Source organism: Mesorhizobium sp. M0306 (assembly GCF_040321655.1).
Lineage (GTDB): Bacteria > Pseudomonadota > Alphaproteobacteria > Rhizobiales > Rhizobiaceae > Mesorhizobium.
This window is the reverse complement of record NZ_JAMYRY010000022.1, coordinates 85,531-107,735: the sequence shown is the minus strand read 5'-3', so window position 1 is coordinate 107,735 and position 22,205 is coordinate 85,531. Positions and strand designations below refer to the sequence as shown.

General features: G+C 60.3%; 16 protein-coding genes. 3 read left to right on the top strand and 13 right to left on the bottom strand.

What is annotated here, in order from left to right; translation table 11 throughout:
• Nucleotides 1–78: 78 nt before the first annotated feature.
• From NKI95_RS24790 to tagH, 7 genes are all read right to left on the bottom strand, one after another.
• Nucleotides 79–2,664, bottom strand: coding sequence for a serine/threonine-protein kinase (locus NKI95_RS24790; RefSeq protein WP_352719923.1), 2,586 nt, complete (start codon nt 2,662–2,664; stop codon nt 79–81).
• Nucleotides 2,665–2,669: 5 nt separating this feature from the next.
• A complete protein-coding gene (locus tag NKI95_RS24785) occupies nt 2,670–3,443 on the bottom strand; it encodes a PP2C family protein-serine/threonine phosphatase (protein WP_292655729.1) in 774 nt (257 codons plus the stop codon).
• A gap of 228 nt (nt 3,444–3,671) precedes the next feature.
• The gene (locus tag NKI95_RS24780) at nt 3,672–3,935 is read right to left on the bottom strand and encodes an RES family NAD+ phosphorylase (protein WP_352719920.1); all 264 of its coding nucleotides are present in this window, start codon (nt 3,933–3,935) and stop codon (nt 3,672–3,674) included.
• Complete coding sequence (locus NKI95_RS24775) at nt 3,932–4,318, bottom strand: hypothetical protein (protein WP_292655734.1); 387 nt, start codon at nt 4,316–4,318, stop codon at nt 3,932–3,934. Before NKI95_RS24775 ends, NKI95_RS24780 begins: the two co-directional genes overlap by 4 nt.
• Before the next feature lie 178 nt (nt 4,319–4,496).
• Nucleotides 4,497–8,060, bottom strand: coding sequence for a type VI secretion system membrane subunit TssM (gene tssM / locus NKI95_RS24770; RefSeq protein WP_352719918.1), 3,564 nt, complete (start codon nt 8,058–8,060; stop codon nt 4,497–4,499).
• Nucleotides 8,061–8,082: 22 nt separating this feature from the next.
• Complete coding sequence (tssL, locus tag NKI95_RS24765) at nt 8,083–9,585, bottom strand: type VI secretion system protein TssL, long form (RefSeq protein WP_352719916.1); 1,503 nt, start codon at nt 9,583–9,585, stop codon at nt 8,083–8,085.
• Nucleotides 9,586–9,874: 289 nt separating this feature from the next.
• The gene (gene tagH, locus NKI95_RS24760; protein WP_502909238.1) at nt 9,875–10,930 is read right to left on the bottom strand and encodes a type VI secretion system-associated FHA domain protein TagH; all 1,056 of its coding nucleotides are present in this window, start codon (nt 10,928–10,930) and stop codon (nt 9,875–9,877) included.
• Between the two features lie 243 nt (nt 10,931–11,173).
• Between tagH and NKI95_RS24755 the strand changes: the two genes are divergently transcribed.
• The 3 genes from NKI95_RS24755 to NKI95_RS24745 are packed head-to-tail and all read left to right on the top strand — an operon-like array spanning nt 11,174 to nt 14,279.
• On the top strand, nt 11,174–13,504 hold the full coding sequence (locus tag NKI95_RS24755) for a type VI secretion system Vgr family protein (RefSeq protein WP_352719912.1): 2,331 nt from the start codon (nt 11,174–11,176) through the stop codon (nt 13,502–13,504).
• Between the two features lie 11 nt (nt 13,505–13,515).
• Nucleotides 13,516–13,938, top strand: a complete 423-nt coding sequence (locus NKI95_RS24750; RefSeq protein ID WP_352719910.1) for a DUF6484 domain-containing protein — start codon at nt 13,516–13,518, stop codon at nt 13,936–13,938.
• The gene (locus NKI95_RS24745; RefSeq protein ID WP_352719947.1) at nt 13,935–14,279 is read left to right on the top strand and encodes a hypothetical protein; all 345 of its coding nucleotides are present in this window, start codon (nt 13,935–13,937) and stop codon (nt 14,277–14,279) included. Before NKI95_RS24750 ends, NKI95_RS24745 begins: the two co-directional genes overlap by 4 nt.
• A gap of 23 nt (nt 14,280–14,302) precedes the next feature.
• Here NKI95_RS24745 and NKI95_RS24740 read toward each other — a convergent pair whose 3' ends face one another.
• The 6 genes from NKI95_RS24740 to tssM (NKI95_RS24715) are packed head-to-tail and all read right to left on the bottom strand — an operon-like array spanning nt 14,303 to nt 22,205.
• Nucleotides 14,303–15,091: a hypothetical protein gene (locus tag NKI95_RS24740; RefSeq protein WP_352719908.1), complete on the bottom strand. Its 789-nt coding sequence runs from the start codon at nt 15,089–15,091 to the stop codon at nt 14,303–14,305.
• Between the two features lie 5 nt (nt 15,092–15,096).
• On the bottom strand, nt 15,097–16,026 hold the full coding sequence (locus NKI95_RS24735) for a DUF4150 domain-containing protein (protein WP_352719906.1): 930 nt from the start codon (nt 16,024–16,026) through the stop codon (nt 15,097–15,099).
• Nucleotides 16,026–17,045 carry a 3-oxoacyl-ACP synthase gene (locus NKI95_RS24730; protein ID WP_352719904.1) on the bottom strand — a complete coding sequence of 340 codons (1,020 nt, stop codon included), beginning with the start codon at nt 17,043–17,045 and terminating at the stop codon, nt 16,026–16,028. The genes NKI95_RS24735 and NKI95_RS24730 overlap by 1 nt, the downstream gene beginning before the upstream one ends.
• Nucleotides 17,042–18,145: a DUF2169 family type VI secretion system accessory protein gene (locus NKI95_RS24725; protein WP_352719902.1), complete on the bottom strand. Its 1,104-nt coding sequence runs from the start codon at nt 18,143–18,145 to the stop codon at nt 17,042–17,044. The genes NKI95_RS24730 and NKI95_RS24725 overlap by 4 nt, the downstream gene beginning before the upstream one ends.
• Nucleotides 18,145–18,687, bottom strand: a complete 543-nt coding sequence (gene tagF, locus NKI95_RS24720; RefSeq protein ID WP_352719900.1) for a type VI secretion system-associated protein TagF — start codon at nt 18,685–18,687, stop codon at nt 18,145–18,147. Before tagF ends, NKI95_RS24725 begins: the two co-directional genes overlap by 1 nt.
• The gene (gene tssM / locus NKI95_RS24715) at nt 18,669–22,205 is read right to left on the bottom strand and encodes a type VI secretion system membrane subunit TssM (protein WP_352719898.1); all 3,537 of its coding nucleotides are present in this window, start codon (nt 22,203–22,205) and stop codon (nt 18,669–18,671) included. Before tssM (NKI95_RS24715) ends, tagF begins: the two co-directional genes overlap by 19 nt.

Sequence of the window (22,205 nt, the reverse complement as noted above, 5' to 3'; positions counted from 1 at the left end):
CCGACCACGCTGCTTTAAGGGCAGGTCGGAAGACGAGCGGGGCAAACGCGAGCTACGGAGTTCCATCGGACGCCCATGCTATCCGCCGAGCCGGAAATACTTGGCGCTGGCCGAGAACTTGGATCCGTTGGCCTCGATTTCCTCGACAATTTTGGGCAACAGCTGCGAGGCCGGCATTGGTGTGGAGAACGCAGCCGCCTGGATATCCTGGGGGCCGGTGATCACCATGATGATCTGCGGCACGGCCTTGCCTGCAGCCCTGTCGGCGGCGCCGAGACCGATCGGAATGCTGAAGGTGGCCTTGTCCGATTGAACGACCATGCGGTCATCGAGGTTGAACATCATGCCTTTGTGGTCGATCAGCAGCACGCTGGAAATGAGCCCGCCACGCGTCACCAGCGTACCGCTGATCGGCGTACCATTTGGCACCGATGTTCGATCGAGAACAAGCTGCGGCTTTTCGCCAGCAGTCTGCCCCAGAAAGCGCAGGAAATTGGTGACTTCGCACTGGCTCGGCTCAATGAGGCGCACGTTAATGTCCGGCTCAACGTGGAACTTTGCCTGGAAATCAGCCAGCATCTGCTCGAATGGCTGGACCGCGGTTCCAAATCCTTCGATGGCAGCGGTCTTATCGGTTATCGACGTCACGGCGGCGTAGAAACAGTCGCCACCGCTGAAGTCGCGAACCCACGAGACACGCTGCGCTATGTCGTCGATCACCGGGGCAACTTCCGGCTTGGGCACGTTCAGGGCGACCGTGGCCTGCTCTGGTTGACTGGCCGGGGGCAGGTCGGCCTGCCGCCCTGCTGCGCTCGTCTCATCCGCCTGGCGTGCAGCCGCCTCGGGAATGGGCGCTGCTGGTATCGCCTTCCCCGGTCGGCTTGCCTGGTGTTTGGGCGGCGGCAGGTCGGCCTGCTGCTCCTTTGCCCTCGTTGCATCCGACTGGCCTGCAGCCGGTTCGGGAGCTGGCGCGGCCGGTTTCGCCTCCGCCTGCTGGCTTGCCTGCTGTGCAGGCTTTTGGCCCGCCGCGGTGTCTGGTTGGGCTACGGGCGGCGGCGCAGCCTTTTCGACCGGCGAGAGGGCTGGAGCAAGCTTGGCAGGCGGCGAGGGCGTATCGGGCTGAATTGACGGCGTTTCGTTTTCCGCGGGCGGTTGCGCCCCACTTGCCGACGGCTGCGTTTCCTGCATTTGCGGGAGCATCTTAGGCGACGCTGCCGGCGGCGGCGTTCGAGCCGCGGCGGCGTCCGCCTGATTTTCAGCTGGCGCTAATGTGGCCTCCGTTTGGGGCTTTGGGGCTGGAACTTCCTGTGGCGGCTCAGGGGAGTCCGCAACATTGTCCGTCGCCAGCGGCTTTGACGCCTCTGCCTCAGGAATTGATGCTTCGGGGACAGGCATTGTTGCTTGTGGTGTAGGTTGCGGTGGCTCTGGCGCGGAAAGCGAGGTCTTGCCGGCGCTCGGCGGTGGGGGCGTTGTAAAGCCGCTGACATAGAGGCCGGCAGCTGAGGCGAGAGCCAATGTCGCGAAGGCAGAGATTGCGATGGCTCGGCTCTTTGTGGATTTTCCGGGAACAGCCCCCACGACCGCACGTGGCGGCGCGGCGACCGGTGAGGCCCGCGGTTCGGACAGCAGCGCTGGCCGGACATGCGGGACAAAGCGCTGCCCGCCCGAGCCCGCCAAAGGCGCGTCATGGCCTAAAACATTGGATGGCGGGGACGAGGCCTTCGGATCGGGCGCAAGGGTTTGCCCCGCCCGTGGCAAACCCGGCCTGTCGCGGTTTGGGATGAACGTCGGCGGCGTTGTCCCTTCGTCCTCGTCACGCGTCATCCTGGCGATTTCCGCCATGCTCGCCGGGCGGTCTCGCGGATCCGGCTGCAGCATGGCTTCAACAATGTCACGAAAATCGTCGTCGATGTCGGACAGGTCCGGCACCGTCCGGCGCTTTTCGATGATCTCGAATTGGGACCCGCTCATGTCGATCGGCTTGCCGCGCAGGGCGGCAACCAGCACCAGCCCCAGGCTGTAGATGTCGGACTGCTCGCTGACATCGCCGCTGTATAGCCCCAGCTGTTCGGGGGAAACGTAGTTGTACTTTCCCGCGAATTTTCCGCCGATCAGGGTCTCACCGCCGACGGTCGCCGATCGCGCGATACCGAAATCGATGATCTTGGCGCGGTCAACCCGCCCGCCCGGCAATATGATGTTGTCCGGAGAGAGGTCGCGGTGAATTGCTCCCGCCTGATGCACGGCGCTCAGACCCGACGTGAGGCGATGGCAGAGCTTGCGCACCTCCTCAGTCGGCATTGGGCCACGTCGCATAATGTCGTATAGCGACTCGCCGTCGACGAATTCCATCGCAAGATAGGGACGACCGATCCCTGGATCGATCGTGAAGACGTGATATCTCACGACCGCATCATGCGAGAGGTGATTGAGGATCGACGCTTCCTTGCGGAACAAGGACAAGATCGTCGGGTCGCGGGCAAATTCGGGCAGGACGATCTTGATCGCGACATGGTCGCCAGTCTGGATGTTGTGGCCGCGGTAGACCTCACCCATGCCGCCGAATGCGATCCTCTCGTCAAGTTCGTAGATGCCGCTGAGCTGCGTGCCGACGGCGGTGTTGGCCAGCTGCGGCGATATTCGCGTCTTGTCGTCGGCGCTCATCAGCCTCAACCCTCCGCTCTGGACAGATCAGGGTAGGGGGGGTGCCCATTGCTTCTGCTTGCGAATTTTACCAGTACAATCGTGACATTGTCTGTCCCGCCTCGCTCCAGCACCGTTTTCAGCAGAGCCTCACAGGCCGCCTGAGGTGTTGCAGTCACGACCGCGGCGCCGATTTCGGCATCGGTCAAATGCGCAGTCAGCCCATCGGTGCACAACACAAAGATGTCTCCCGGCATGATTTCCCCTTGCTGGAAATCGATGACGATTTCGTCGCTGACGCCTACCGCATGCGTGATGACATTGCGGCGCGGCCAGGTGAGCGCCTCGGCTGCGCTGATCATACCGCGGTCGAGAAGTTCCTGAACTTCGGTGTGGTCCTTCGATATCTGCGAGATCGAGGCGTTGCGGATCAGATAAACCCGGCTGTCGCCCGCCCACAGGCAGGCAAATCGCCCATCCATCGCCAACAGGGCGGCAACGGTGGAGCCGATGGTTATGCCGCGGGATTCGGAGATCTTGCGGATCTCGGCGTTGGCGCGGCTCAGCCTGTCCTCGAAGCGCGCACGAAGATCCGGGGCGGAACTGGCAATGCCGATCGTGGCCAGATGATCGACAATGCTGGCTGAAGCGACCTCTCCGGCTTCATGCCCACCCATTCCGTCGGCCACCACCCACAGGCCAGTCCGTGGCTCGACCAGATAGTTGTCTTCATTGTGCTCACGGACACAGCCATTGTGGCTCACGCCGAAGCTTTCAAAGGAAAGGGCGACATCGCTCAACTTGCCACCAAGCGCTTCTCGAAGCGTCCTCTGCAGCGCACTCTCAGGCGCTCGCTAGCGCCACTTTGCCATATGCTGCAATATTAAAGTACCGAAATTTAGCTTTGAGCGCGTGACGCTTTTCGGAAGAGGCTTGATGGCGAGGGCTATTGACGACGCCGGGCGGAACGTGGCTGTCATCATTGAACCCAATAGCGGATTGTAGTCTTTGCAGCAGGCACTGGCGGATTACGACCACGACGACTGATTGTGCGGGAGGCGGTTATTGGGATCGTAGGTAGCGAGCGTCGCCGGCGGCGTGATACTGGCGCCTTGCTTATATTCCTCGAGCGCTGTCTGGGGTGCTCGCGACAGATACAGCGCTTCGACCCCCGGCCGATTGAAGCGGCCACCGTCGGAAGCTGCGCCCGCACCGCTGGTCGGGAGGAAGGCCCATTTGGGTGTTAGATAGCGATGAAAGATTTCGTCGGGACCGACGCGAGAGATTTTCACCCGCGCGCGCCATTCTCAAGATCGCGAACAAACGCGAGAACCGCCTCGACTTGGCCGTTGGCGACAAGTTCGGCCGCCGTGCGATGCCCATAGTCGGCGATCGGCTCGTTGCGATACCAATAAATGGCCCTGTCAACTTCGCCGGTGAGTTCCGTCGCCGCCGAGATCACCTTCACCATTTCGCGCATCCTGCCCTGCAGGCGCTCGGAGGAAGGGTTGCGCAACGTATTTCGATGGACGCCTGTTAGCTGCGCCAGATTGGCAATCTTCACACCAAGGGCCTTCGACAGGCGTTGGGGCGAGATATAGGGGGTCCGAGGCTCCTGAAGGCTGTCAACGAAGCCCGAGACCATTGCGTTGTATGCATGCTGAACCGGCGGCATGGGCAACCTCAAAAATTCATTACTGCCCAATATATGCACATAATAATGCATATCAAGCGCACAGGCAAATGCGCTTTATCCCAGAGTTCACCCTGATGCGACTTCACCGATGGAAGGACAATCCGTGATCGCAGCAACTTTTGGCGCCCTAGTTGCACCAGGTGAGGCTCAAATCCTCTCAAAACGCCTTCGGACAGCTGAATGCAGAAAGTGCGGGAAGGAAGAACGGGCTGGGTCCGGAACCGGTCTGGATCGTATAGCTGACGTCGCGTCCGCCGATTACGAAGCGCGCTTCAACAGTGCCGTCTTTGCTGGTGATCGTCGCCTTGTCCAGCAACCGCTTGAGCGACCACGGCCCTTCGAACCTGATTGCGGATTCGCGGCCCGGCATTTCCGGTATCAGTCTCAGACTGGCAGACGCCGAGGCCGCGCCGCTCGGCCAGGACACCGTGCTTGGCGTGTTACCCGCCTGGTTGCTCTGGACGATCTGGCCATCGACGTCGAGCACCGCAGCATCTGCATCGCCATTCAGCGAGAACGGGGCAAAGGTCAGGTTGACCGAGGGCATTGATCCGCCCGAGGGGAAAAAGGCGTTGCGGATTTCCGCAGCCACCTGAAAGTTTTTCAGCGTCGACTTCGACAGGTCGCGCCCAAAGCGCGCATCCTGTTTCCAGCTCCAGTCCTGGCCGCTCATGTCGATCAAGGAAGCAAGGTTCTGTGCGAAGAACCGATCCATCAGGCCGCCCGGAGAGAACAACTTGGCGAAGTCCGCCATCGCAATATCCTGGGTACCATCGCCGGCGAAGGGGTAGCGGCCGTTGACCGCCTCCTCGCAGGGCTGCGTGACGGCCTGTTCGAGCATCTCGTTCAAATTCGTCAACGAAATTTCAGCCGCGTTGCCCTCAAATTCGTCTGCAGTTGCGTTGACCATTCTGCCGAGTTGCTTGGGCAGACGCGATGCATTGGCGCGAAGGGTGGCTATCTGCAGCTGCAGGTTGGCGTTTACACGTTCCGTCTGCGAAGGGACCTCGGTTGCCAGTTGCAGGCTCTGGTGGATATCGCGAAAATTCTGGGTCAGCGCATCGATCGGTCGGTGTCCAAAAGGACCGCTTACCAGAGCCTGGAAGGACCTGAACTGCGCTTCGATGTTTGCCCCGGGGCTCTGGCTTTGAAATTTCGCGGACCCGGTACCGGCACGGCTTTGCGATTTTGCGGAGCTAACTTGAATGCCGATGCGAGCCAGGCCCTTGGCCATGTCTGCGGCGTCCTGGGACTGGCGCATGACGGTGCCGGCTTGCATCCCAGTGCCCGACTCTTCGCCAGAAACAGAGTCGCGCGCCAGGGCTGTTTCCTCGGCAATCGCGGTAAAAAGCTGTTCGATCGGCGAGCTTGGTGAGGCAACGGCGGAAAGCGCGACATAGTGCGGCTTGTCGTTCAGCATGGCCTTGAATTTCAAACCATCGAGAACGCTGTTCCATGCGGCTGCGAAGTCCTTGCCGTAGCGGTCGAGAAGTTCGGGGCCGAGTTTGAGCAACTCCTGATCGATGCCGCCTTGCTCGCCGCCACCTCCCAGAACCCACTGGTCGTCGTCGAGTGTCTGCGCAATGCGCGAAAGCTGTCCGAGATAAAAGTTGTTGAATCCGGCATGGGTGTAGAGACCGGGAACACGGAGCTTCGACAAATCGCCGCCATCGACGCGCTCGAACACAAGTTGCGCTTCCGGCCCGCCTTTTTGCGAAACAGAAAAATCGTCCAGCGCAGCCGCGTACACCGCCGACTTGATCGATGCGGACGCACGATCGGCAAGGCTCATGCGCCCGAGCGAACGCTGGGCGGCTTCCACAAGCGGCTGGTTGAGTTCGAAAACCGGATCATAGGCATCGTCCAACGCAAGCATGGCGCGTAAGTGCTTTTCGAGCTGCGCGCGTCCTTCGCGGTTGCTCTCGCCCGGATACCGGTTCTGTTCCCAATCCTGCTTCATCCAGGAGATGATCAATGGGTCATCGACCTTGGGTGCCTTACCACCGAGCATCAGGTAAATCTTGAGCGGTTCGTAAAGCGCGGCGGGATCAGCCATCGTCGCCTGGACTGTCCGCTCAGCCTGAATAAGCAGACGCGACCGCAACATTCGTTCCAGTGCTTGCCGGTAGGCCGTTGTCGATGCCGAAAGAAGCCTTTCCCGCTGGCTAAGGCCGACCGTTTCCGCGATCGGTGTCGGTAAGTCACTGGTTTCGAAACCGGCCGGCATGTTGCGCAATTGGTCGAGCGGCCCGATGACGTTTTCAAGGTCGACATCGGTGACCGTCGTGCTTTTGAGCAGGGCGTCCGCTGTCACGCGATATTGGCCCATCGCCTGCGTCGTGGAGGCGATCAGCGAGCGGTTGGCCATGAAGCTCATCCCGAGCGTGCCAAGGACTATGGCTGTGGTCAACGCTATGATGCCAAAGCCGCCATATCTGAGGGCCGCTGCCCGCCTCTCGGTCGCTCGGTCATAGGAAACCCATCCGGATTCAGCGAAAATGACATCAGTCAGGAGGTCGTGCAAAAAGAAGCTCTTGCCGGTCCCGGACAGATGGGGGCGGGAATTGTTGCCGAAACTGCGGCCGATTGCGCCCAACACCTGATCGATCGGCGTTCCCTCTTGGGTCCCCGACGAGAAGTAGAACCCACGCAGGCTGACATTCACCTGGCTGTGGACCGGATCGAACAGGCTGGCTACGAAACCGGCAATTCGGCCCCTGAGCGCGTAAAACTGGGCCGGAAAGCCAAAGATCGATATGCGCGAGACCGGATCAGGCTCTTCCTGCAGGCGGTCAGCCATCTCGTCCGCCAATCGGTTCGCCAGTGCATCGAATTCGGCCGGAGCCTCACCGGCCATGTTCTTGTTGCGGTCCGTGGTCTGGAATGTCGCGCCCCAGACCTTGCGCCTGCGCGGCTCCTCGAAACTGCCGAAATACTCCATGAAGCCGGAAACAAGATCGGCCTTGGTGAAAAGCAGGTACACCGGAAACTGGATTTTCAGCGTCTCGCGGATCTCCCTCAGGCGACTGCGTATTTCAACGACATGGGCGTCGAGCTGCTGGTCATCGAGGCTGATGAGATCGGCAAGGCTGATGGCCAGGATGACCCCGTTGATCGGCTGTCTGATACGGTATTTCTTGAGTAATGATAAAAACGCAAGCCAGCTCTTGCTGTCGCTTCCAGCATTGGAATCCTGCGTGGTGTAACGTCCTGCCGTGTCGATCAGCACAGCCCCTTCAGTGAACCACCAGTCGCAAGAGCGGGTACCGCCAACACCGGCCACCGGCTGGGCGTCTCCTGAACCGGCAAGCGGAAAATTCAGACCCGAATTGACCAGTGCCGTCGTCTTGCCGGCGCCGGGCGGGCCAATGACGATGTACCAGGGAATGTCGTAAAGGAAATTGCGCTTGCCGCTCGACCGCTTGAGTGCTGCGATGGCCTCACTCATGCGCGCCTCGAGCACCGGTGAATCGTCATTGCCCCCGTCGTTGCGGGCAATGACGATCTCGAGCGCTTTTTGCGCCTTTCTCACCTGCCAGACGCGCACTGCGTAAACGAGGGCCGCGGTCGCCACGATCGTGCCGATGATTGTCGCGCGCAACCAGACAGATCCCAGCGGCCGGATATCGGCGAAGCGGATCAATGGTCCAGCAAACCAGATCGCCACCGCGAAACCGGCCAACGCGGCCGTGCTGAATATCCGCGGCAGCCAACGCATCATGGGCGTTTCCGACCGGCGGTGTTCACAGCGTTTCCTCCTTGGGGATCATCACGTCGACACGGCGGTTCTTGGCGCGGCCCTCGGACGTCGCATTGTCGGCAATTGGCTCATCTTCGCCCTTGCCGTCGGCGGTTACTCGCGAGGGATCGCCAAGTTTCGCGGCGATCATTGTTTCAACAGCCTTCGCGCGGGCGACCGAAAGGTCAAAGTTGGATTTGAACGTGCTTGATTTCCGTGGCTTCACATTGTCCGTGTGGCCAACGATCCGGATTGGCCCTGGCTCGTGCTCAAGGGCTGCGGCAATCTGTGCGGCCAGTGGCAGAAACTCGGGCTTCACTTCGGTCTTGCCAGGCTGAAACAACAAGAGATTGCTGATCTCCACAACGATGAAGTCGCCCTTCGTGCCGACGGTGAGCCCGCCGCGCTCGACTTGCGTGGCCAGTGCCGAGCGGATGCGGTCGATCTGCTCGGTTGCAGCAGGCGAGGCGACTGTCACCGGTTTGGAAAGTGGGGGTACCACTCTGGCGCGCTCGATCGTCACAGGCGTCGAGGGATTGAGCGCCAGCAATTGTCTGGCTGCAGCATCGCCTTCATCGGTCATGAACGCCCGCAACGTGAAGAACGCGGCCGTCAGCAGGGCTGAGGCCGCCGCAGCAACACCCCAGAGCGGCAGGCGGGTTGAAGACGGCATCATCGTCGCGGCTATGCCTTGCCAGCGGGGGGAGATATCCTCTCCGGCGCGGGCCCTGAAATAGCGAAGCGTCTCGTAGACGTCGCGCCGCACACGTTCGAGACTGGTATCGTCGCGCGCCAGCCCCCGATACTGGCCCTCAAATCCCAGGGACAGGCAGACATGCATCAGCTCGACCAGGTCTAAGTGTGGCTCCGGATTGGCCAGCACCTTGTTCAGTGCTTCGTAGAAACCGGCGCCAGTGGCTTCGACGTGAAAGAACCGCGACAGCATACTGTGCTGTGCCCAGGTGTCCTTGCCGGCCCAGGGCAGGTTGCCCACAAGATCGTCGGCGGTTTCGCAAAGGGCAAACTTCGCGATCCGCGCATCCTCTTCGGGAACGCCTGACTTCTCCAGCGTCCAGTCGAACCTCTCGATCGCATCGGCGATATGTTCGGCCAATGGCGCCGCCTGTCTTTCGACCGGTACGAGCCTGAGATGCCCGAACAGGACGAGCAACGGTGCTGACGCAGCGAGGATCGGATTTGCCGTCGAATATTTTACCGTGTCTGCGGCGCCGAGCAGCACCTCCTGCTGAATGGTCGGCCTTGACCCGGCTGCCTCGGCTCCGGCCGCTGTACCGGACGATGCTCCCTGATAAAGAATGGTTCCGGATGTCCAGTCCGGCGGCATATGCCGACCTATGTCAGGATCGAAAACTGTCGATTCCTTGACATCCGAGGGCCCTACGGTCTTCGCGATCAGTTCGTTTGCGGCTGGTTTCGCATTCTGCCCGCGCCGTGGGCGGATGACGGTCTTGCCGACCGGGCCGAATGGATCATCCTTCGAGCTCATCGCCGATATGCCGCTGCCATGCAGTGTCCGCGCTCGCGTGCGAGAGGCGCCAGATCTTTCCTGGCCGGATAGGGCAGGCAATGGTCCTTCCGGCAAGGCGGTCCGGAGCTACAAGAAACTATGGCGCCGCAATTTGACATCTGCCGCAGACCCCCAGGTCAATCAGGCTTACCCGCTTGGCGAACTGTCGTATGTGATCGTAATCGCAGATGTTGTCGATTGGAACATGATGCGGTGCGCCGACGCGTTTTTCTTCGTCGGCTACAGCGCCGCAGTTTGTTTGTCCCGTCTATTTTTGTTTGTCAGCTTTGGAATACGCGTCGCTGAAATAGGCCAAGAATATATCCAGCATGCCGTTTTCGTGTGCTTCCTCCATGCTCCGCCACGTCCCGACAAACGCGTCCCATGCTTGGGCCTTCTTCGAGGTAAACGACGTCGGCGGAAGCTTTTTGCCGATTGCTTCCGGCGACAGGTCGTCAAGCAGTCGAGAGAGCGCAGCTTGCATGGCGGCATAGGTGGCAAATTCGTGCGCCTTGAGATCGCGGAATGCGTCTTCGACGCTGTGCCTGGCATCGAGATAGCCGGCCCTGCGCCGCGCGAACATTATTTCGAGTATGTCGTCGGTGCCCGGGACAAATTTGAGGGGATTGTTTTCAGCGGAGCTTATCATCGTTCGGTGTGGGCTCTTGGCCAATGTCTTTGCAGCCGCACGTGCCTTCAGCAGCATGGCCAGTTGCTCGACCACCGTGCGAAGCACTGCGCCGATTTCGGCAGCGACTTCATGCGGATCACGCAATTGAAACAATTCCGGCGAAATGCCTGCGGCGATTGCAATTTCCCGCAGCACCTCGTCTGTCGTCGAAGGGACGGCCGCAGGCAGAGACGATGTCGATGGCGGTGCTTGCCCGGGCCATCGCTCTGCCGAACTGAAGAGAGGCTCGCTTCCGGAATCAAGCAACCGATCGGCCGCGACCGGCATGTGTCGTTGCGTCGAACCTCGGTCGGCCTCCGGATGACTTGGCGTTGCGTGCTCGTCGTCAATCGATACAAAGATGACGTAGCGGCCGACCAGGAGCCTGTCGCCGTGGTCTAGCCGGCGCGGACCGGTGATGCGTTGGCTCGATCCATTGATGAAGGTGCCATTGCGCGAAATGTCGTGCAGCCAAAACGCGCCTGCCTCGTATCGGATCTGGCAATGCCGGCCGGAGATGAACTTGTCAGGGTCGGGCAAGATCCAGTCGCAATGTTCGCGCCCGATTTTGAAGCTGCGATTACGCGATCTGTAGCCGGGCGACACGCCAGCGGGCAGGGCATCGACATTGCTGATCTGCAGACTGATTAACATGCGAAATCGCCTGTGTGATCGCTGGCGGCCTTGCCGACACGATACTCCATGTTTTTAGCGTGGCTAATCCAAAATTCGCATCACAGTGGGCCACCTATTCATGGTCCGCTTTGGCCTGCACAACAAACATGTGGTACGCTCGAAATGGACTGGCAACCATCAGGGTTTGATGCGATTTCGAGTTCCTGACTAGGATCTTCAAATCCACCGGGCTGGCCGCCAGGCCGAGGAGGGGCACGACCGATGCCAAGTGAACAACGTGCCACGGTGGTGCAAACGCCAGTTGGCGCTGAGCTGTTGACCTTTACACATCTCGTCGGGCGGGATGAGATCAGTCGTTGTCTGGCCTATACGGTCGGGTTCGTAAGCCCCAGCCCCGATATCGATCCGCTGAAGATGCTGGGTGGCCCCGTCTCCGTCGAAGGTGAAGCCGACCCCCAGCGCTGGTTCAGCGGCATCGTGTCGGACTTTCGCCTCACCCGGATCGAGGACCGGCTGGCCTATTACGAAGCAGTCGTCCGGCCATGGCTCTGGTTTCTCGGCAATACGACCGACTGCCGCATTTTCCAGAACATGAGCGTCATCGAAATCGTCGAAGAGGTTTTCTCGAAATACAGCACGGCAAAATTCGAGAAACGCCTGCAAGGGTCCTATCCGCCGCGCGAATATTGCGTGCAATATAACGAGACGGATCTCGATTTCGTGCAGCGGCTGCTCGAGCACGAGGGCATCTTGTATTTCTTCGAGCATGGCGAGGGCAAGCACACGCTTGTGCTTGCTGATGCGATGAGCAAGCTGAAGCCGGCGCCGGGCTATGAAAAAGTACCTTACCACTTTGAGGGGCAGGGCTCCCGGCGCGATGTCGAATATATCACGGAATGGATTCCGGGCAGTTCGGTGCGGCCGGGCGCCTATGTGCATACCGATTATGATTTCAAGAAGCCGGGCGCCGACCTGATGGCCAAATCCGCCCAGCCGTTCAATCATAAGCTGGCCGCGGGCGAGAATTACCGTCAGCCCGGCGCCCATCTCGAAGTCGGTCGCGGCGATAGCCTGGCGGCGATCCGGCGCGAGGAGATCCAGGCGGTGCACCAGCGCATCGCAGCGGTCGGAACCGTGCGGGGCCTGTATTCAGGATGCACGTTCAAGCTGGATGGCTTTCCGCGCGAGGACCAGAACCAGGAGTATCTGGTGGTCAGCGCCGAATACAGGCTATTCGACCCTGGCTACAGGGCCCATGCGGATGTCGACAGCGAGAACTTCAAGGTGATCCTTGGTGTGGCACCTACGGCTTTGCCCTATCGTCCGCCGCGGGTCACGACACGGCCGATCATGCGCGGGCCGCAGACGGCGACCGTGGTCGGACCTTCCGGCGAGGAAATATTCACCGACAAATATGCACGGGTGAAGGTCCAGTTTCATTGGGACCGGCTGGGCAAGAAGGACCAGAACAGTTCCTGCTTCGTGCGCGTTTCGCAGACCTGGGCCGGCAGCGGCTGGGGTTTTATCCAGATACCGCGCATCGGGCAGGAGGTAATCGTCGACTTCATCGAAGGAGATCCCGACCTTCCGATCATTACCGGCAGGGTCTACAACGCCGCGCAGATGCCGCCCTACGGACTGCCCGGCAACGCCACGCAATCCGGCTGGAAATCCGACTCATCGAAAGGTGGCGGTGGCTACAACGAGCTGATGTTCGAGGACAAGGCCGGCTCCGAGCTGGTCAATTTCCAGGCGCAGAAGGATCACCACCTCCTGATCAAGCACGACCGCAACAAGCTGGTGCAGCACGATCAGTCGGACCGCATCGATCACGACGCCAAGCACTCTGTCGGCCACAACCTTGACGAGGACGTGGGCAACAACAAGACCGTCAAGATCGGTGTCGACCAGACAACGAATATCGGTTCGAACGACACGGAGACGGTGGGGAAGAACCGTTCGCTCACGGTAGGCATCGACGAGACGATCAATATTGGCTCAAACTCCACCGAAACGATCGGCGCCAATCACACCCAGACAGTCGGGCTGGTCCAGACGATCACCGTCGGCGCGGCGCGTGTCGACAGCGTCGGCGCCGCGGAGCAACGCAGCGTCGGCGGCCTTCAGTCGAACGATATAGGCGCAACCAGATCGGTTAGCGTGGGCGTAAGCCAAAGTCACAAAGTCGGCACGAGCGATAGTTGGGACATTGGCGCTGACCAGAACGTCAAGATCGGAGGCGGACAAAACGCCAAGATTGCCAAAGATCAGAAAGCAGAGATTGGCGCTACGCGCTCGGTCAAGATCGGCAATGATGATGGCACCGAGATAGGCGGCAACAGGGCACTCAAAATTGCAAAGAACAGCTCTGTTGAAGTGGGTGAGGGCGGTGCCATCAACGTCGGGAAGAAGCTCATCATCGAGGCGGGTGATTCCATCATGATTAAGAGCGGATCGGCATCCATCGAGCTGAAGAAGGACGGTACAATATCAATCACCGGCAAGGACATCTTCGTGAAGGGGTCAGGGAAGATCAATGTGAAAGCATCAAGCGACATCATCATGAAGGGTTCTGAGATCAAACAGAATTGAGGCACGTCGAAATGGCCAAGACAAAGAACCGAATTGAAGGCGTGGTAATCGGTGTGTTCCTCGGGTTCGATGGAGGCGACCCGTTGGTCGTCTTTGCCGGAAACACTCGGGAGACAGCCATTCCCGCCAGAAGTCTGACTGAGTTAAGCTCGGACATGATCGGCACGGACGTGGCGCTTCTCTTTCAGGACGGCGATCCCGGCAGGCCCTTGATTGTGGGCCGCATCGTTGAACCGGCCCGCAAGGCACCTCCGCAGGTCGTCAAGGATGGCGAGACGATCAGGATCGTTGGCGAGGAACGCATCGAATTGCGCTGCGGCAAGGCGACAATCATTATGGAAAAGGATGGCCGGATAACGATCCGAGGTACCTATGTGACAAGCCATGCACGCGTTTCCAACCGAATCCGCGGTGGATCGGTGAACTTGAACTGATGGCCGCGCCGCCTCTTCCAGATATCGTGCGGCAGCACGCTGAGATGGCCGCGTTTCTGTGGACGGTTTACGATCATCACCTACTCAACCCGGACGACAACCCCGACATGGACGATGAGCGTCTGGCTCGGGTGGTTGCGCAACTGGAGGCCCATCTCGACGGGTTGCGCGTGGCCGGCGATGTAGGCCGCGATATCGCACAAAGACTTTACGATGAATTTCCCGAGGAAGGTGAACTGTTCGTTCTGCGCATGTTGTCAGTGCCAAATGCGCCGCGCATCTCAGAGCTGGATGCCGTCAAGGTCAGGAAGTACATCGCAGCAAATTTGCCGTCGGCATAGCACAAAGTGCCTGCTTCACTCGCTCAATTCGGCGGCTTGGCGACCTTGTCGAACTCGGGGAAACCCGCCAAAAGCATTGACTCGTCTACTGATCCGTCCAGCTTCCATGACTGTTTCGTTTGGCTGAAGGTGCGGATGTTGTCAACTTGCTCTGACCGAAGCCCCTTCATCTCAGCCGCTCCAATGGTTTTGCGTATCTCGCGCCACCACTCGCGAACCAGCACATCCCTGTGTCCGGAACTGACGAACACGGATGGGTCGGAGTGCCCTTCCTCCAGAAAATATTTCCAAAGCACCTGATCGAAATTGCTCTTGCGAGCAGCGTTCTCCAGCCAAACACTACGCGAGCGCATGCACCGGACTGAGAACTGAATGCTCGGCTGGAGTACATGTGTCGCGTACGACAGGGAGAGTTGCTCCATGAAATCCTCGTCGACGTGCTTGGCTCTGTCGCGTTTGCCTCGGGCGAAACGGGTAAATGTCTCGACCCAGATTTGCATAGCCCGGACAGCATTTTCGTTCTGCATGAAAGGGGTCAGACAATATGCCCAATCATACACGCGATCGACATCTTCCCCCGTCGTTTCAAGTTCGCTCAGCATCACGCGGAAGACAGCGACGGCTTCCGAGGCAGGATTTTCCGGCGGAATCGATGTTCGGAGCCTAGCATACTTGGCCGTGGCGACATGGAGTGTTTCAAGGGAGTTGATTGGCCGCCGAATGACGTCGTCGAATTCATAGACGCGATCGGAAGCGATCCAGACCCACTGGCGGGAGAAATTCAGCAGATCGGCCTCAAGATAGTTTCTCATTTGGCTCAATCCATACCGAAGTTTATGATTTCGGTAATCTGATTAAGTGTGCGGTCGGCACGCGCATCGGCCAGATCTCCGCCGTTGCAGAGTGCGTGATCGCTCCCTAGGTGCGTGATCTGATCAGGCATGTAGCGCGGATCGCGCTCCGCGATACCGTTGATGGCTTGCTTCATATTGGGGTCGCGATCCCTCTCTTTGTTCGATTCGGCGAAATCTATGTCATCCAAGTCGCATGCAGCCATAAAGAGGTCGATTGCATCCCGCACGGCAACAAAATCTCTTTCGAGTTCGCCACGATGGTTGTCCCAACCTGCCGTGCCGGGCCCATTTTCGCCGCATCTTTGCTCGGCGATGCGAAATAGATAGCCATGTTGACCGCCACGCTTTTTCGGGCCCTTCTTTTTGCTCGATGTCGGATTCTCGGCGCGCTTGTCACGCGTCAGGAGAAGCTCGATCTGATTGGCTAACTCCTCACAGTTGACGTCATCGCCGCCACCGCCGCCACCTCCGACAAGCGCGCCGTTGCCGTCATTCGGCTGAGGCGAAGCATGATTGACGGTTGCCCGATCAGTGTTGCGCGGCACCGGCTCACCTTGTGCCTTGACGTTGCTCGACCAGGCGGCGGCATAGGCCTTACCCGTATTCGTCGAAGTGATGATCCCCTTCTTGGCCGCGCACCCTGCTTCGGTTCCAGTGGTCGTCGTGTAGTAGGAAATGTTTTTCTGAGCTACAGTCTTGCCCCCGATCTTCACCGTGCTTGTGCCATTGTCGGTGTCGGAATCCATCCCAAAGGTTGGGTATGGAATCGGCGTCCCAGGCGGCGTCGCGGGGTTTTCGGGTGGGGTGAAACAAGTATCTGGAAACGCGGCAATAATCTTGTTGCCTTGCGCCTTGGCGGAGACCTCCAATCCGTTGGCGTAAACGGTGCCCATCACCTGGTCCTCGCCGCGAAGATTGCGGCTCCGCACACACCGCTGTCAGAGGAGGACTCGATCAGCACCGGGTTGCCGGCAGCGTAGCCCTTGCGGGCGGCCGTCCAAGCCATGCCGACCATGAGCGGCACAGCCGCAGCACCGACATTGCCGAGGCACTCGTTGGGGGACCAAATATCTTGAAAGCCGTGATCACCACGAAGAAGACGGACAGACGCCAGAGTTGACTGCGAGAACCAGTATTGCTCGCCAATCAGATCCGCGATCCGATATCCAATTTGATTCATCCCGATGCCTGCTTGGGCCAAGGCCGTGCTGTAAGCCTGGGTCATCCCGTCGCCGCGCAGTGGTATATCCCGCGAGTTCAGGATCGAACCTTCTTCACGCGCCAATCCGACACCGCGCAAATGAAAGCTGCCGCCTCCCGCGCCGCACAGGAATGCGGCGGCTGCCTCGCCCGGGATAAAGCCGTTAGAGTTGCCTGAAATGAGCAGGCGCTTCTGTTTCAGGTAGTGTGCGACGCCGCGGCTGCTCAGAAAGCTATCGACCCCAACGATCATTACGTAGCGGGCGCTTTGCGATTCGATCAGTTTGCGGGCGTGGTCGAGTGCTACATGTCCGGAGGGTCTGCCGTGCGCGACAATGCGGCTGCTCGCGACCAGTTCAAGTTCCGCAATCCTGGCAATCTGCTTCAACAAATCCGCATCGTTCACAAGAGGGCGGGCCGGACGGTCTTCCTCTGCAGTACACAAAAGCAGCGCGGTTTGACCTCGAGCCTGGGGTACGGCGTCCAAGGCCTCGCAAATCGCCGCGGCGGCGAGATGGGCCAGACGCTTCTCACCATGCCATTTCCGCGGCAGCGGCACCGGTGCTCCAACCAACCATTCCCCGCCCGGGACTATAAAATCTGTCTCTTGAAATCCGTCGATTTTGCCACGCATGGCTGCGCAGGCTGCGGCCGTATTCAAGCCAACCGCGGTCACCATACCGGTGGACAGGATATCAACGCCGGCAGTCACCTTGTCACCGCGTCGCGGCTGGAGGGGAAACGGTCTGCGCGAACGTAGCGCTTGCCCATATCCCATGCCAGAAGCATCCCGCTTGTCGGCGGACCCACCCAGCATTGGCTGAAATCCAGCAGACTGGTTTGGATACGCTGTGCCAAGCGCCAGACCACGGAGAAATAACGGCGTTCCAAGTCGAACAGCAGTGTGTCGGGGAGGACATCCCCCTCAAAGACCCTTTTTCGCCCTTTGAACAGCGTCATCGGCAGTGTAGTCCGCGGCAGGGCAAAGCTCACCCGACCTTCAGGGGTCAAGTTGACCAGCTGAACGTCCTCGCCACCTGCAGGCGCGTTGATCTGCTGGTCTGGTGGTGCCATCTGGAAGTAACGCTCGTCGAAGTCGGGCGGCAGGAAGGGAAAGATGTTCTTCACCCAGTTGTCGTCGAAGGTGCCGCCATATTCGATGCGGCCGGGCCAGCCGCGGCCTATCGGGCCAAAACTCATCGGCTTGTAGTCGCCGAACGGCGAGCGGATTTCTTCGTCGATAGCTTGCGTATTCGGTAGCCGCAGGCCTGGAATAAGGCGTTGGTTCTTGGTCCGCGACCAGCCGGTTCCGACCGGATTGTACTTGTAACTGGCGGGGAGCTTGTCGTCCGGGTCCAGTCTGTCGACACCACCCCAGGCGACATCATAGGAAATCGGCAAGCGCAGGAAGGGCTGCGGGGCGGTGGAGCTGAACACCGGCCCGATGGCGCGCCACTCGCGGTGGCCGACGACTTCGAACAATTTCGACCAATTGCCCACCTTGATACCGACCGGTACACGCTGGGCGGGGCGTCCTCCTGGCGCGTAGGCAAAGCCATTGGCGATCACGTCACAACGCGGCTTGCGAAAAGCGAAGTCGGTCTCCCAGAGCGTGGCCGAGTAACCGGACTCGCCGGTATGGATGTCGGCAAAGACGAGCGGCACCTGCTCGGCCGATTTTTGCACCGGTCCGCCGGGTATCGTGGGAAAATCGAACGTGCCCTTTATCACTATGACGATCCACTCATGGCCGGCCTTGTCCAAGGCCACGGTGAATTGGTGCGGATAGCCCATCTGGTTCCAGATCTGCATCAGCTGGTCTCCCAGCTTGCCGCAAAGATTTGTTCCAGCGCCGTTTGAGGCGATAGCGGGTCGATGTCGAAAATGTCCGAACGCGCTGTCCACATCGCCATATCGCTGATGAGCTCTTCGCCCGGCTCAACCTGCGGCACTGGTAGCGCAGCCAGCGCGCCATCCAATTCATCCGGCGTCAGCTCGCCGTCTTGGGCGGCGATGGCCACCTTTTCGATCTCGGCAAACCATGCATCGGCATACGCTAGCTCGACGGGAGCCTCGGAAAGCTGCACGACGACGCTCAACGGGAACTGCCTGCCAACTCTGTCGGCGCTCTGCACGATGACGCCTGCCGATGCGCCGAGAAAATCCGGACCGGTCAGGAACCGCAGCGGTGTGCCGCGCGCCCAGGATTCCGAGCCAATGAGCGGGACGACATGCTGCGCCAGCCAGCGGTCCCAGGCGCGAACAAAATCTCCCGGCAGCCGCCGGGTGACAAAATCGCCGGTCGCGGGCATTTTGCCGTAAAAGCCAGGCAGGATCATATCTGTGGCGGACATGAAAATTTCTTGAACATCTGCAGGTTGTAAGGGTTTTCGACGCTGGCAGCCTTGAGTTGGAAGTCGGCATACATCCCTTTGGTGCCCAGGCGCAGGCTGTAGACGTCCGACAGCGAGGTGCCGGTGAAGCGACCGCTGCGCAACATTCTCAGCCACGCCCAGCTGCCGGTCTCGTTGAGCAAGATTTCGGGCGAGCCATCGATCGGCTGGAAGGCAAGCGAGATGACCCCTGTGCCGTCCTTGCCGGGCCACGTCATCGGCTGCGGCCTCGTTGCATTGTTATAGTAGACGAGATTCTGCCCATCGAGGTTGAGCGTCACGCGCGCGACATTGGGCGACAGGTCCTTCGGTTCGAGCGTGAAGCTCATCAGCGGGCCTGAACCGCCGGGAAAGAGATCATCGCGGATCCGCCTTGCCTGTTCGAACGCGGCCAGTGCCGACGGGTCGAGGCCGAAATCGGCGCGCCATTTCCATGGCTGCGCTGACGTGTCGACATAGCTGATCAGGTGGTCGTTAATGAAGGTGTCGATCAGGCCTGCCGGTCCGAACAGGCGGGCGAAGTCGCGGACATTGACGTCGACGGCGCTGTCAGGGCTGAAGGGATAGCGGTTGTTGAGTGCTGCCTGGCAGAACGGCAGGATGTCGGCGCGCCAGATGGCGTTGAGCTCCGAGGTGACCGCCTTCTGCGTCAGCCCGCTCGTATCGCCGGCAATACCGCCCAACCAATCATCGATCGGGTCGGGCAGGATCTGCGCCTGCCTGGCAACCGCTCCAGTCAGTTCGGCAAGGCCGCCCTGTTTCTTGATGGCGTCCTGAGGATCGGGATTGGCCGTCACGGTCTGCAGCACATTGGACAGTGCGGTCAGCGCGACAATGGCGGCGTCGAGCGCCGGCGGCTGACCGTCGACCTCGGCGATGGCGCCCCTGAGCGGCTTGAAATGCTCGGCCACCAGACTGCCGGTAAGATCCACTTCGTCGGCGGAGCCGGCACGCGGCAAAAGCTTTGCTCCGGTTTTTACGATCTTGCCAAGCTTGCCCAGCTTGCCAAGCAGTTTCGAGCCACCTGCCGCCGCTGCCTTGTCGTTTGCCGGCGCGTCATCGGACCGCGTAAGCTCGGTCTCCTGGACCACCGCGGTGACCAAGCGCTTCAGCGCGGAGTCGGCACTTGAAAGATCCTTGAGGTTCTCACTGGCGACGTTGAGGTCGGTCAATGGCGCCAGCCTCATGTCGCGCAGGAAGCTGTCCCATTGCGCGATATAGTCGTCGTAATAGAGCTTCAGAATATCCTCTGACAGCGCTGACACCGAGGTTTCGGAATTTTCCGAGCAACCGCCGGCGAACACCGCCCGGTCGAGTGCTGCCTGGGCGGCGACATCCTCAACCCGGTCGAGAATGGCGTCATGGAAGCCGGCATAGGTAAACGCTCCCGAAATGCCGACCCGAAGCGTCTTGTCGGAACGCCGCGCAAAGACCTTTGCGCCGTTGGGGCCGGCGAAGTTGGCAGGAATCCATTCCTTGAGCGCAGTCACCGCCGGGTCGGCCAGCAGTTGTTTATAGGCACGCGCCGGCAAGGAAATCGTACAGACGGTTTTCAGTGCCTCTGCAACCAACGCCTGGTCCGGGGCGATATAACTGGCGTCAACCGCCATGCGACGGATCGCGGCAAGCTGGTGCTCTTCGGCGTCAGCTGTCGGAAAGGGGGCAGCCGCGGCGAATTCAGGCAGCTTGTTCACCCACCAGTCCTGGGCGAAATCCGGATCCATCTGAGAAAGGCCGGTCATCATGCGATAGGTCTTCAGCGCGCCAAGCATGAAGTCCGGATCGCGGATCTGCCGCCACATCGTCGCCTCGAGCAGCGCCACCATGTGCGGCTCGAGAACGTTGCGCAAAGCATGGTCGTAAGTGTCGGTCTGTGCCCGCACCAGTTCCGCCGAGGCTGATGGCCCCAGCAAATCCTGTGCTGCGCCAGGCGGCGGGGTACGGGCATTTGCGACCTCATCCATCGCACTGAGGGCGCCATCGATCGCGGGCTGTTCTACGGATGCCGGGTTTGCCGCGGCCGAGGTCAGTGGCGTTTGCAGCGCCTCGAACTGGCTTGCCTGGGCCGTGATCGCGTTGCGGTTGTCGTAATAGGACCAGGTGAACAGCCCGCTGACCAGTAGGGCGGCTGCGGCACATGCGGCGGCCGCGCCACGCCAGATCCAGGCGCGGCGGCGTTGCGCCAGCGGATCGAAGGTGCCGAGGCCGGCTTCCTTGAAGATGACTTCTGTAAGCAGGTTCTTCAGGAAGAAGCTGCGTTTTTCGACACGCGGCGCGGCCAACGCCCGGCGCGGCGGAAGACCGAAGGAGGCAGACAGCGCCGCGGTCAGCCGGTCGATGGGCGCCCCTTCCTGGGTCGCCGATGTCAGATAAAGGCCACGCAGCCAGGCGGCCTCCTCATACCGGCTTTCGCCGAACATCGCCTCGATCAGTACCTGGATCGGCTCGGACAGGCTGGCGAGTTGGGCGGGAAACCTGAAGATTTCGGCGCGGGCAGCAAGCTTGTCTTCGTCCTCCAGCCGGGGCACCAGCCGCCGCTCGAGCTCGGTTGCTAACGTCGCGATTTCCCGCTCGATGGTCTTTGCATCGACATGCGCATCGAGTGCGAACGTCGTCCCCCAGACCTGCTCGCGCGCAGCCGTCGACAAACCGCCGAAGAAAGCCTCGAACCCCTTGATCAGGTCGGCTTTGGTCAGCATCAGATAGACGGGAAGGCGGATTTCGAGGCGATCGTTGAGTTCGGCCAGCCGACGGCGGATCTTGCGGCCATGCGCCTTGATGGCGTCGTCGCCCTCCGAAAGCACATCGATCGAAAGCGCGACGATCACACCATTGAGCGCGCGACGGCCCCGGTGCTTCTTCAAAAGGTCGAGAAAGCCCAGCCACTCCACCGCGTCGACGTCGGGTTGGCTCTCCTGTTGGACATAGCGGCCCGCAGTGTCGATCAGAACGGCGCTCTCCGAAAAGAACCAATCGCAATTGCGCGTGCCGCCGACCCCTTGCAGGTCGTCGGTCAGGTCGATCGGAAAGTTCAACCCCGACTGCCGCAAGGCTGTGGTCTTGCCGGTGGCCGGCGGCCCGACGATCACGTACCAGGGCATCTCGCGCAGGAACTTGCGACCGCCCAGTTTGCGGCGCTTCAACTCGGCCATGACCTCAGCGAACTTGGCTCCGACGGCAGCAACATTCTCTTCGCCGGGGCTGAGTGGCTTCTCTACCGCCGGCGCGGCGATTTCGGCGACGAACATCCGGTTGGCACGGATCGCCCGACGCTGGGCAACGATCAGCCAGATCAGCCAGAAGATGACCAGCAGCGCGATGATGACGATGCGCACATTGTCCGAGGCGAAAGGGTCGTAAGGTCCGACCCTGACGATCGGCCCGAATATCCAGATCACCAAGGAAAGCAGCGTGATGCCAATCAGTGTCCACAGCCAGCGCGATGTCAGGACCGCCCAGAGGAAGCGCAGGATGAACAT